This is a genomic window from Mesorhizobium sp. P2_E9 (genome assembly GCF_056403815.1).
Map to the genome: position 1 here is coordinate 185,867 of NZ_JBFUET010000012.1, position 12,488 is coordinate 198,354.

Consider the following 12,488-nt stretch of genomic DNA (forward strand, 5'->3'; position numbering starts at 1 on the left):
AGCCGAAAATGATGGCTTTCGAGACCCGGAGCGGAGCGTACTTTAAGTACCTGAGCTCAGTTCTACTGCGACGCAGTAGAACGGGGAAGCGCAGAAAGCCGCCATTTGCAGGCCGGCCTCACATGAATATCGGCACAGCTTGAAGGGGCAACTGGACTGCCGACCGTAATTGCGGCGGCGGAAAACAAACAGGAGGTTCTATGTTTTCGCTTGCGAAATTAGTAAAGCCTGCGCTCGGCCTGCTGGCCGGCTTCACGATGATGGCGGCGGCCACGACCCTTGCGGCCGCCGACGAAACGCGGGTGGTGTTCGTCACCCACGGCCAGAGCGGCGACCCCTACTGGTCGGTGGTCAAGAACGGCATGGACGACGCGGCCAAGACGCTCGGCGTCAAAGCTGAATATCTGGCACCCGAAACCTTCGACATGGCCAAGATGGCGCAGATGATCGACGCTATCGCCGCCTCGAAGCCTGACGGCATGGTCGTCTCGATCCCCGACGCGGCCGCCCTTTCGGCTCCAGTCAAGAATGCCATCGCTGCCGGCATCCCGGTCATCATCATCGATTCCGGCGGCTCGAAGCTCACGCACGATCTTGGCGGGCTGCTGTTCATGGGGCAGGATGAGTTCCAGGCGGGCGTCATGGCCGGCGAGCGCATCAAGGCGCTCGGCCTCACCAAGGCGGTCTGCGCCAACCACGAGGTCGGCAATTCGAGCCTCGACGACCGTTGCGCCGGCTTTGCCAAGGGTCTGGGCGTCGACGTGCCGGTGATGAACGGCGTCATCGACCCGACCGAAATGAAGAACCGCGTCATCGCCTACATGACCGCTCATGCCGATACACAGTTCATTCTCGCCGTCGGCGCCAGCGGTGCCGAACCGACGCTGGCCGCGCTTGATGAATTGGGCCTGTCGGGCAAGGTGAAGACCGGCACGTTCGATCTTTCGCCCACGATCCTGCAGGCCGTCGTCGCCGGCAAGATGGAATGGGGCATCGACGCCCAGCAATATGCCATGGGCTACATCCCGGTCGCGATGTTCGACCTCTGGAAGAAGTACAAGATCATGCCGATCGCCGACTATCCGACCGGTCCCGGCTTCGTCACCAAGGACACCGCCGCCTCGGTTATCGAGTTGTCGAAACTCGGCAAGCGCTAACACTGCCGGCCGGGGCCTCGCTCCGGCCGTTTTCACTGGGTGAAGGGCAAAAGCAGTCATGGTTTCAGAGATTCGCGACGAGCGGGTCCGGTCCGTCTCACGCCTGAGCCGCCTGTTGAGCAGGCCGGAACTTGGCGCGGCTGCCGGCACCGTTCTGGTCTTCGTGTTCTTCGCCATCACGGCGGGGGGCACGGGACTGTTCAGTGCCAAGGGCATCATCAACTTCCTCGAAGTCTCGGCCCAGCTTGGCATTCTCGCCGCCCCCGTGGCTCTGCTGATGATCGCCGGCGAGTTCGATCTGTCGGTCGGCTCGATGATCGGCTTTGCCGGCATCCTCATCGCCATCCCTGCCGTGTTCTGGGGCTGGCCGATCTGGCTTTCGCTGCTGTTCACCTTCGCCGTCTGCGGCGGCATCGGTGCGCTCAACGGGCTGGCCGTCGTCAGGACCGGACTGCCCTCCTTCATCGTCACGCTCGGCAGCCTGTTCATGCTGCGCGGCCTCACCCTTGGCCTCACACGCGGCATATCAGGGCGGACCCAGGTGTCGGGCGTGCACGAACTGGCGCAGAACGATCCCCTCAACAGCCTGTTTTCGGGACAGGTGTTTTCCGGCCTGATCGCCTGGCTTGCCGACATCGGCCTGATCGGCAAACGGGCCGACGGCCTGCCGTCGATATCAGGCATTCCGGTGTCGATCGTCTGGTGGATCGTGCTGACACTGGCCTGCACCTGGCTGCTGACGCGCAGCCGCTTCGGCAACTGGATCTTCGCCGCCGGCGGCGAAGCCAATGCCGCGCGCAATCTCGGCGTCCCGGTGGCGCGCACCAAGATCACGCTGTTCGTCATGACGGCACTCGCGGCCGCCCTGTTCGCGGCGATCCAGGTGCTGGTCACCGGCTCGGCCGACACGCTGCGCGGCACGCAGAAGGAATTCGAAGCCATCATCGCCGTCGTCATCGGCGGCACGCTGCTCACCGGCGGCTACGGATCGGCCATCGGCGCCATGTTCGGCGCCCTGATCTTCGGCGTCGTGCAGATGGGCATCTTCTATACCGGCATCGACACCGACTGGTTCAAGCTGTTCATGGGCGCCATGATGGTCATCGCGGTGCTGTTCAACAGCTATGTGCGCAACCGCGCCATGAGGAGCCGGTGATGGCCGAGCCCTATGTCGAACTGAAATCGGTCAGCAAATATTTCGGCTCGGTCGTCGCGCTCAAAGACGTGTCTTTCGACGTCTGCCCCGGCGAGGTGCATTGCCTGCTCGGCGACAATGGCGCGGGCAAGTCGACGCTGATCAAGACGCTGTCGGGCGTCTACACGCCGGACGAGGGTGAAATCCGCGTCCAGGGCAAGCCGACACGGTTTGCCTCGCCCGCCGATACGCGTAACAGCGGCATCGCGACCGTCTACCAGGATCTGGCGCTGGTGCCGCTGATGAGCGTGGCGCGCAACTTCTTCCTCGGGCGCGAGCCGATGCGCAAGTTCGGGCCGATCAGCCAGTTCGACGCCGACTTCGCCAACCGCACCGCCTATGACGAGATGTCGGCGATGGGTATCCAACTGCGCGATCCCGAACAGCCGGTCGGCACGCTGTCAGGCGGCGAACGGCAGTGCCTGGCCATTGCCCGTGCCGTCTATTTCGGCGCCAAGGTGCTGATCCTCGACGAGCCGACATCGGCGCTCGGGGTCCACCAAGCATCGGTGGTGCTGAAGCTCATCGTCCAATCCAAGGCGCGCGGCATCGGCGTCATCTTCATCTCCCACAACGTCCACCACGCCTATGTCGTCGGCGACCGCTTCACCCTGCTGAAACGCGGCAGAAGCACCGGCACCTACGCCAAGGGCGAAATCACCCGCGACCAGTTGCTCAATCTGATGGCGGGCGGCAAGGAACTGGTGGATTTGGAACAGGAGCTGGCGAAGTCAGTGAGGAATGGGCCGGCTTAAGGTACCGCGCGGGTCGGGAGCCCTTGTGGCTGACCAGCCTGGCCAGTGCGGCACATGCAGCGCAGGGGCGGCCAAGCAAGAGGAAGGCTGGTTTTGACCCAAAGCCGACGTGATCCTAAGTCGAACGGCAGCTTTGCGCATTTCGGCCACTACGACGGTTCCGTCCATTCACCAAAAGCGGACATCGATAGTGCAGAGGCAAAAGGCGGCAATGCGCCGATCCCGGTCGTTCGCGGGGCAATCCGAGGCTGGCTCGCAGGCGGGCAACGCCACAGCGTCATGTCGCGTGGCATCGTCGTGTGCGAACTTGTACGCCATCCTCGCGCGTGATATCGATACTGATGCGTGGACTGCTGATACTTGTCGTATTGGCGTTTGCCGCGACCAGTGCAGCGGCGGGCGATGTATTGTTCGACGCCATAGCTGCCGGTGACAAAGTGGGTGTCGAGCAAGCTCTCGCGAGTGGTGCCGACGTCGACAGCCGGGCACGCGACCGGGCAACTCTCCTCATCGCTGCAGCGCTCGACAACCAGCTGGAAATCGCTGAATTCCTGCTGGGCAAGGGTGCTGACGTCATGGCGCGTAACTCGGGCGGCTTCACCCCGCTTCATGCGGCGGCCTTCTCTGGCAGCCTGCCGATCGCCAAGCTGCTGCTGGAAAAAGGCGCGGTGCTCGACGATGCCGCCAACAAGGCGGGTGCTACGCCGTTGTTGGTGGCCGGCGAGGAAAACCACGTTGAACTGGCCGAATTCCTTATTGCGAAAGGTGCCGACGTAAACCATCCCGAGGGTCATGGCTACATGCCGACAACGCGCGCATTCTGGAAGGGCAACACGGATATCATACGACTGTTCAAACGCCATGGTGCTACCTGCCAAGCCAAAATCCTTGGCGAGGCGAACGCGGCGAAGTGCGCCGAGATCCACGATTAACGGAGGATGCAGATGAGCACGATGATCAAGTCACGACTGGTTCGGAATTTGGGGGCGGCCGCCCTGGTCGCGGTAGCTGCGGTCGCCGGTGCGGGATCGGCCTGGGCCGACGGTTCGGTAAACACCGGCTATTTCGGCGGTGTGGCGATCATGGGCTACGACACGGTCGCTTACTTCACCGACGGCAAGGCCGTGAAGGGCTCCGAAGAATTCACCTATGACTGGCTGGGGACACCCTGGCATTTCGCCAGCAAGAAACACCAGGAAATGTTCATGAGTGAGCCGGTCAAATACGCTCCTCAATATGGCGGCTACTGTGCTGGCGAAGTCGTGGGCGGAGGGGTCACGATCAATGTCGATCCGGAAGCATTCAAGATTATCGACGGCAAGCTCTACCTGATCTACGACGTCGGCAATGCCGACAAATTTGCCGCGCATGCGGATGAAAATATACCGAAAGCCGATGCCAACTGGCCGAAGGTCGCGGCCAACCTGAAGCTCGATCAGTATCACTGAGACCAGGTCCGCCTACTGGACGACGGTGAAGTGAAACACCTTGCTTGAATTGACAAAGGAATAGCCGTTGCCGGCATTGTCGCGACGTTTGTAGACAGGTCCGCAGTCGGGGCGCCCGAACATATTCTCGCTCAGCTCGCACAAGAGGTCGCCATCGAGACGGACGGTCTCGGTGACCAGCCGCGTAGTAGAGCGGAAAGCCGCCTTGCCGTCGCTCTCGATCTGGAGGAAGGCTGGTTGGAGACCGGGTTCAAGCTGGCCCTGAAGCGTATGGCCCAGCACCAGCGAGGCGATCTCCTCGCCCTTCAAGCGGTTGTGCTCGTCGCCGGTGAAGCCGAACGGCCATTCGGGCAATCCCGCCTGCTGCAACGCGTCGATGATGAGAGCCAAATCCTGCCGATTACGGTATTGGGCACCGTTGAGCCGGTATGCCGACAATGAAGCGAACCCCGGGGTCGACATGGACCCCAGCCCCTCGGCGACCGCGGCCCTCGCATCCTGCTGGCGGCCGGCGCGGGCGTAAACGGCGCCAAGCGTGATCGTGAAATCTCCAACTGACGGCGCATCGTGGTGGGTGCGTTCGAGCGCCTCGATCGCCTTGTCGTTGCTACCTTGAATGAGAAAGACCAGACCGGCAATTTGCCGGTTGATGGGTGAAAGGTTGGGATCGAGCCTGAGCGCCGTCTCGACCGCCGCGGCTGCCTCGGCATGATTGCCGGCGAACAGTTGCACGTACCCTAGGGCTATTTGCGTTTCCGCATCTCCGGGGCCGAGTACGACGGCTCGCTTGGCCGAAGCGATGGCTTCCTCATAGCGGCGATCCACGGCCTGCATGATGCCAAGAATCGCATAAGGCGACGAAAGGTCCGGGGCGAGTTGCAGCGCACGGCTTGCCTTCTCGTAGGCGCGCTTGCGCGCGGGCGCGCTCTGCATGATGTCGTTGAAGGATTCGCGCCAGATATAGACTGTCGTGCCTGCATCCGCCGCGAAGGCTTCGGCAAAAGCGGGGTCGAGCTCCTCCGCCTTGTCGTAGAGTGTGAGCGCCTCCCGCAGCCCGGCCCGTCCGCCGGTGCGTACCGCCTGCTCGGCCCGAAGGTAGAAGTCGTAGGCTTCGAGGTTTTCGGTCGGCGGGCGCGCCATGCGCTCGCTTTCCGCCACCGAAGGTTGCATGCCAAGCGCCTTGGCGATTTCCCGGCTCATCTCGTCCTGGACGGCAAACACGCCGGCCATGCCACGGTCGAACCGGTTGGCCCACAGATTGTCGCCCGTTGCCGTATCGATGAGCTGGGCATTGAGGCGGATCTGCTCGCCGGTGCGGCGGACGCTCCCCTCGACGACGAAGCGGACGCCAAGGTCGCGCGCGACGTCCGTCAGCGCTGCGGGCTTGTCCTTGTAGGCGAACACCGAGTTGCGCGCGATGACGTCCAGACCGGAAAGCTTGGTCAGATCGGTGATCAAATCTTCGGTGATACCATCAGCGAAATAGTCCTGGCCTGGATCGCCGCCGAGGTTTGCAAACGGCAGCACGGCAACCGATGGCCGCGATGGCACCGAGAATTTCTGCCATGCGAAAATGCCGGCAATCGCGGCAATCGCCAGGACGGCGGCGCCTGCCAGGATCATGACGCGCGAGCCTGGCCGGTGGGGCGCGGCCGTGACCTTTCCCGATGCCGCGGGATCGAGCAAGAGCCTATAGGCGCGAACCGGATCGGCGATATTCTTGAGGCGCTGCTCCCCCAGACCCGCAAAGCCGACGTCCACCTTGTGGACGGCATGATCGAATGCGGTTCCGGAGATGCAGACTCCGCCTGGCTCGGCCATAGCCTCAAGGCGAGCGGCGATGTTCACGCCATCTCCGTAGATGTCGTTTTCGTCCACGATGACGTCGCCGAGATTGACGCCGATGCGAAACCGGATCTGCCGGGCATCGGTGGCGCCCTTGTTGCGATTGGCCATCCGGCGCTGGATCATGGCAGCACACTGGACGGCATCGACGACGCTGGCGAACTCGACGAGCGCGCCGTCGCCCATGAGCTTGATAATGCGGCCATGGAATTCCTCGATCGCGGGGTCGACCAGTTCGCGACGGCAACCCTTCAATCGTTCGAGCGTGCCTACCTCGTCCTCGCCCATGAGGCGGCTGTAGCCAACCACATCGGCAGCAAGAATCGCGGTAAGCCTTCGCTCCATACTTGCCTGCGCCCTCCCCGGTCGATCAAGCAGCTTCGCTGCAGCCTATTCTAGTCCTGCGTCGGACGCGACCGCTATCCCTAGGGATGTCGGGGTTGCTCAGTAGGTGCAACGCGCCGATCCTTCTTCCGCGAGGTCTGAACGGAATGCTCCTCGACAAGATGTCCGCTTGGGTGAATAGCGCCGGCTTGGCTGGGTGTCTGCTTCGGAGACGCCGAAATGCGGTGGGGAATGACCGGATCGGTCAGCTCACGACATCGGACCTTGGAGGTACAACCTCCGCTATCGTCCTTCTCCACACAACAAGCAGACCTACTGCTTCCGGCCCGTTGCGGTCATTCCGGATCGAAGTTTGGGCGAAGCCGCTTGGCGGTCAACCAGCCGCTGGCCGCCATCGTCACGAACGGCAATGCCTGTGCGCGCCGGCTGGAGGCCGATCCACCGAACTTAGCGCGAGAGAAAAGCACGATCGGGAACATCGTCGAGGACGCCATGCGGGCAAGTCAGGTGGTGGCCCGCATCCGGGCACTAGTGACGCGGGCGCCCTCGGCGAAGGCACGAGCTGGTCGGCTGGGCGTGGAACCCGGGAGGAAAGCGGCGTCCAGCCCCCGGTTCCCAGCAGCAGTTCGGGCAACCGATCGCCGCGTGGCTAGAAACCGGAGGAAAGTGTCCTCCCTGATCCTTCCCAACGAGTGCTCTTCTGCCTAAGGCCGCCTATAACTCCCTAAGTGGGATCAGTTGGTCGTCATTCGCCAGAGGGGTAGGCATGCATCCAGTTGAAGTTTTCGAACTGATCGTCGGAATGTTCCTGGCTGTGCTGGTCCTGTACTACCTGGCGCTGCGCCTCTCTCTGCCGCCGTCCGTTACATTGCTCGCCGGCGGCGGCGCGCTCGCCCTCATCCCCGGCCTGCCGGTGATCGAACTCGATCCCGGACTGATGCTGGTAATCTTTTTGCCGCCCCTCTTGGCGGACAGTGCGTGGTTCACAGCGTTCGCGTCGTTTCGTCGGCATCTCGCAGGCATACTCTCGCTCGCAATCGGCGCCGTTCTGTTCACGACGATGGTCGCGGCGGTCGTCACGAAACTGCTAGTGCCAGCTCTGCCCTGGGCGGCCTGCGCCGCGCTCGGCGCGATCGTCTCGCCACCCGACGCGGTATCGGCCAGGGCGGTCCTGCAGCGTGTCAGGTTGCCCCGCAGACTGAGCACCCTGCTCGAAGGCGAAAGCCTGTTGAACGACGCAACGGGTCTCGTGCTCGTCCGGTTCGCGGTGGCCGCCGTCGTGACCGGCGCGTTCAGCATTCAGGCGGCCGTTGCCAGTTTTGCGGTGCTTATCGCTGGGGGGATCGCCGTCGGCTGCGTCATCGCTGCGGCGTGGGTTCTGCTGGTGCGACGGCTTGGCGATGAACGCCTGATTATCGCCGCCTCGACCATGGTTTGCTGGGTCGCCTACCTGACCGGCGAAAGGCTGCACGTCTCCGGCGTGATCGCGACGGTGACGGCGGGTCTGATCTGCGGCTGGTACCAGCACGTCATCTTCCGAGGGAGCACCCGGATCAGCGGGACGGCTTCCTGGCAGGCGATGATCTTCCTGCTCGAAGCCGCGGTCTTTATCCTGATCGGCTTCTCGCTGCGAGGTGTCCTTGATCGCGCTGGCGGGTTTGCAGTCGTGGTCGAGAGCATGGGCCCCGTCGTCCTCATGATCGTCGTGGCCGTCACGGTCGCTCGCTTCGCCTGGATCTTCGGGTCGGATTTGCTAATCGGTCTGTTCAGGCGGGCGGGCGTGAGCCGTATCGATCCGCTGGGACCGCGCGCTGCCACCGTGCTGAGTTGGGCCGGGATGCGCGGCGTCGTCACCTTGGCGGTCGCCCTGACGCTGCCCGACGCGATGCCGGGACGCGACCTGATGCTGGTGACCGCCTTCGCCGTCATCCTCGTCACCGTCCTCATTCAGGGCACAACGCTTGGTCTGGTGATCCGTCTGACCCAACCCAGCGAGGACGAGCGGACGCGCCCGCCGTTGGATCTTTCCGCGGCCGAAGCGCTTGTAGTTAAGGCGCAGTACGGGGCGGTCGAGCGCCTCGCCTATGCGAGCGATGGAACCCTGATCCATCCCCGGCTGCTGGACACTTATCGCCGGCGATCGACGAACCCGGCCGCTTTCACGGGCACAGTCTCCGAACGCGACCAGCACATCGCCGCTCATTTCGACGTGATTCTTGCCGGCGTCGCCGCGGGCCGTGCCGAACTGGTCAGGCTGCATCGCCTGGATCAGATCGACGACGAGACGCTTCACGATCTTGAGCGCGATCTCGACCTCGAAGAGTTCAGTGCAATTTCCGCCAAGGGGTAGCCCCAAGTCTCATCTGGCGGCTTGCTTTGAACTCCGTCCTCGCAATGCTGGCAATGGCCGCGATCGTCAATGTCGGACTTGCGTTTGTCTGGCCTCGATAGTGAGGTGATAAGCAGGAATGTTGCCCGGCAAGCTCTACAATCTGGTCAAAGATCTGCTTTGGGTCATGACGATGCCCACACCGACCAAAATTGTCCGCTCTTGAAGATTCGCAGCCTGAAGCTGCCAGTCCGCTGTCGGCCCACCACAGCCATCCGAGAAACTTCCGGCGAGTGACCGCTTTTGGCGCAACGCAGCCTATCGTCACCTCGACTGGTTGGCTCTGCTCGATCGAGATGTCGTCGAACGATCGGCGCGGAATTTCTGTTCCCTCATCATCCGCCGCTCCCTGGAGACGCAGAGTTCCGCCAGTGCCCGGTTCAACGACCGTTGCGGGCTATGCTCCAGATACCTGCTGCCGGACGTCCGTGGCGCGTCACATCCGCGCCCTGGCCGAGCTGGGATCATAGGGCGAATCCGCGATAACCTCGGCTGTCTTCCATTCCCCCAGTATGGCGACGTCGAGCTTCGTGCCGGGCGTACCGAGACGTTCGGGCAACAGCGCCAGCGCCAGATCATGTCCGAGCGTGTAGCCATAGCCGCCGGACGTGATGCGCCCGACCAGTTGGCCATCGATGTAGAGCCCCTCGAAAGCGAGCGTGCTGGCGCCGTCGGTTTCGATCTTGAGCGTCACCGACCGGCGCTGGTCGTTTTTGTCCTTGTATTTCAGCACCGCGTCGCGGCCGATGAAATCGCCCTTGTCGAGGCGGATGAAGCGTTCGAGCCCGCTCTCCAGCGCGTTGAGTTCGGGATTCATGTCGCGGTACATGGCGCGATAGGATTTCTCCAGCCGCAGCGATTCCAGCGCATGCAGCCCGACGAGCCGCAGGCCGTGGTTCTCGCCCTCTCTCAGGATCGCGTCGAGCAATTGCCGCTGGTAGGCCATGGGATGATAGAGTTCCCATCCAAGCTCGCCTTCATAGTTGACGCGCAGCAGCCGCACGTCGCTGGCAAGCGCCACGCTGCCGGTCTTCACGCCGAACCAGGGAAAGCCCGCATTCGACAGGTCGATCTCGGTCAGCGGCTGCAGCACGTCTCGCGCCTTCGGCCCGACGACCGTGAAGCAGCCGCGCTCGTTGGTGACGTTCTTCAGGCTGACGCTGCCGTCGGCGGGAAGCAGCTTTGAGAGATCGTCGAAGTTCCAGCGCTCGGCGCGCGGCGTCGATATGAGGTAGAAGCTGTCTTCGCCAAGGCGCGCCACCATGTATTCCGCCTGCACGCCGCCGGCAGGGGTAAGGTGATGCGCCAGCACAGCCCGGCCGGTCGCCGGCAGCCGGTTGGCGAGGATCCTGTCGAGCCAGGCCGCCGCGCCTGGCCCCGACACCTCGAACTTCGTCATTGGCGTCATCTCGACCAGGCCGACGGCGTTGCGCACGGCCTGCACCTCCTCGCCGACGAACACGCCCTTGGCGGTCCAGCGCCAGCTATACTGGTCCTTGGCCTCGACACCCCTAGGCGCGAACCAGTTGGGCATCTCCCAGCCGTTGAGCACGCCCCAGACGGCGCCCAGTTCAGTCAGCCGCGCATAGGACGGCGCCGTCTTCTGCGGGCGGGCGGCTGGCATGTCCTGCCCCGGATATTTCTGCTCCGCATGCGTGCCCCAGGCCTCGCGGACCTTCTCGCGCGTCCAGGCCTTGTTGGCATAGTCGCCGAAGCGGCGCGGGTCGAGATCGGAGGTGTCGAGGCTGTTGCCGCCCTCAACAATCCGCTCCGACAGATAATAGCCGATCGTGCCACCCCACAGGATGCCGCCCGGCACGCCCTCGGCCAGCCAGACATTGGGCAGGCCCCAGGCCGGTCCCATCAGGGGAAGCTCGTCCGCCGTCATCTGGAAAGGTCCGCGGACATTGGCCTTGATCCCGGCGCGTCCCAGCGTCGGCACAAGTTGCGTTGCCTGCTCCCAGTTCCACGACACCGCCTCGAAATCCTCCTCGACGAGGTCGGCGCCGAACCAGGCGGGAACGCCGTCCTCGGCGAACAGTTTTAAGTGTTCGGTGCGCTCATAGGGACCGAACATGAAGCCGTCGCCTTCCTCGCGCAAATAACCTTCAAACCCCTCGTCACGCAGGATAGGCATTTCCGCACGTCCCTGCTTTTTGCGCTCCACGATTTCCGGCACCGGCTCGGTGATCCAGTACTGGTGCAGGATCGGGATGGCGGGGATATCGAGGCCGAGCAGCGCGCCGGTCTGGCGCGCGTAATTGCCGGTCGCGCAGACCACATGCTCGCAAATGATGTCGCCCTTGTTCGTCGCGACCCGCCATTCGCCGCTGGCAGTCCGCTGAAAGCCGGTGACCTCGGTGTTGAGATGGATCTTGGCGCCCAGATCCCGCGCGCCCTTGGCCATGGCATGGGTCACGTCGGCCGGTGCGATATGGCCGTCATCGGGATGATAGAGCGCGCCCAGCATATGCTTGTTGTCGAGCAGCGGGCACAGCGCCCTCGCCTCACCCGGCGACAGCAAATGCGCCCGCATGGCCTGAACATCGGCCACGCTCATATAGCTCTTGTATTCGTCGAGCCGGTCCCTGGAATTGGCGATGCGCAACTGGCCGCATTTGTGCCATCCGACAGGCTGGCCGGTCTCGGCCTCGAGCCCTTCATAGATCTCGATGGTCTTGTTGATCATCCGGCCGATATTGATGTTGCGGGCATAGGATGGGACGAGGCCCGCCGCATGCCAGGTCGAGCCGGCCGTCAGCTGCGTGCGTTCGAGCAGCGCGACGTCGCTCTAGCCGCGCTTCGCCAAACCGTAAAGGATACCCGCGCCGACACACCCGCCGCCAACAACCACCACCCGCGCATGTGTCTGCATCGACCCACCAAATCCCAGTCATTTCCACTATGTAGCGTCGAAGCTACAGGCGGCGAAAGGCCGTGTAACGTCTTCAAAAATCAGGGGTGATGATAAGCTGGATTTATGCAGGCGGACTGCCGACACCACCCTACCCGAAAATCCGCTCGCCCTGCTCATCGACCAGCTGCATCCCCTTCTTGATCGAGATGTCGACGGCGTCGTCGAGCCCGGCGAAGCGGTCGGCGCGGATGAATTTGTGCTCCTTCACCACGCCGTCGATCTCCTTGGAGACGATGCCGCAGGTCTGGTACTGGCCCTCGGCCTTGTAGGGCGTGGCGCTGATCAGGAAGCCCTTGTGCTCGACCTGCTTGGCGGGCGCCGCACTTTTGGGCTCGGCCGTTTCACCGCCGCCGCCACCGCCGAAAAGACGTTTCAGAAAAGACATCGCTCAAATCTCCTTGTTCGCCTTGCAATCGCGGCTTGCCCTGCCTTGTTTG

Annotated in this window: 10 protein-coding genes; 6 read left to right on the forward strand and 4 right to left on the reverse strand. The window is 63.2% G+C overall.

Annotation, left to right across the window (positions count from 1 at the left end; all coding sequences use genetic code 11):
• Nucleotides 1-200: 200 nt before the first annotated feature.
• The 5 genes from AC1D05_RS22545 to AC1D05_RS22565 all read left to right on the forward strand — a co-directional run bounded on the left by AC1D05_RS22545 (nt 201) and on the right by AC1D05_RS22565 (nt 4,555).
• The gene (locus AC1D05_RS22545; protein WP_477223433.1) at nt 201-1,157 is read left to right on the forward strand and encodes a rhizopine catabolism ABC transporter substrate-binding protein; all 957 of its coding nucleotides are present in this window, start codon (nt 201-203) and stop codon (nt 1,155-1,157) included.
• A 58-nt stretch (nt 1,158-1,215) separates the two neighbouring features.
• Nucleotides 1,216-2,313: an ABC transporter permease gene (locus AC1D05_RS22550; protein ID WP_477443959.1), complete on the forward strand. Its 1,098-nt coding sequence runs from the start codon at nt 1,216-1,218 to the stop codon at nt 2,311-2,313.
• Nucleotides 2,313-3,107, forward strand: a complete 795-nt coding sequence (locus AC1D05_RS22555) for an ATP-binding cassette domain-containing protein (RefSeq protein ID WP_477443960.1) — start codon at nt 2,313-2,315, stop codon at nt 3,105-3,107. The genes AC1D05_RS22550 and AC1D05_RS22555 overlap by 1 nt, the downstream gene beginning before the upstream one ends.
• 341 nt (nt 3,108-3,448) lie before the next feature.
• A complete protein-coding gene (locus AC1D05_RS22560) occupies nt 3,449-4,039 on the forward strand; it encodes an ankyrin repeat domain-containing protein (protein ID WP_477443961.1) in 591 nt (196 codons plus the stop codon).
• A gap of 12 nt (nt 4,040-4,051) precedes the next feature.
• Entirely contained in the window at nt 4,052-4,555 is a 504-nt protein-coding gene (locus tag AC1D05_RS22565; RefSeq protein WP_477443962.1) for a YHS domain-containing (seleno)protein, read from the forward strand.
• 12 nt (nt 4,556-4,567) lie between these two features.
• Here AC1D05_RS22565 and AC1D05_RS22570 read toward each other — a convergent pair whose 3' ends face one another.
• Together AC1D05_RS22570 and AC1D05_RS22575 are read right to left on the reverse strand one after the other, a co-directional pair.
• Entirely contained in the window at nt 4,568-6,745 is a 2,178-nt protein-coding gene (locus tag AC1D05_RS22570; protein ID WP_477443963.1) for an adenylate/guanylate cyclase domain-containing protein, read from the reverse strand.
• A 335-nt stretch (nt 6,746-7,080) separates the two neighbouring features.
• Nucleotides 7,081-7,224, reverse strand: a complete 144-nt coding sequence (locus AC1D05_RS22575; protein ID WP_477443964.1) for a hypothetical protein — start codon at nt 7,222-7,224, stop codon at nt 7,081-7,083.
• A gap of 287 nt (nt 7,225-7,511) precedes the next feature.
• On the opposite strand from AC1D05_RS22575, the gene AC1D05_RS22580 reads away from it, so the two are divergent.
• Nucleotides 7,512-9,095: a cation:proton antiporter gene (locus AC1D05_RS22580; protein ID WP_477443965.1), complete on the forward strand. Its 1,584-nt coding sequence runs from the start codon at nt 7,512-7,514 to the stop codon at nt 9,093-9,095.
• A 475-nt stretch (nt 9,096-9,570) separates the two neighbouring features.
• On the opposite strand, the gene AC1D05_RS22585 is transcribed toward AC1D05_RS22580, so the two are convergent.
• The gene (locus tag AC1D05_RS22585; RefSeq protein WP_477444022.1) at nt 9,571-11,913 is read right to left on the reverse strand and encodes a GcvT family protein; all 2,343 of its coding nucleotides are present in this window, start codon (nt 11,911-11,913) and stop codon (nt 9,571-9,573) included.
• Nucleotides 11,914-12,139: 226 nt separating this feature from the next.
• Nucleotides 12,140-12,436 carry an HlyU family transcriptional regulator gene (locus AC1D05_RS22590; RefSeq protein ID WP_477443966.1) on the reverse strand — a complete coding sequence of 99 codons (297 nt, stop codon included), beginning with the start codon at nt 12,434-12,436 and terminating at the stop codon, nt 12,140-12,142.
• Between the last annotated feature and the right edge of the window lie 52 nt (nt 12,437-12,488).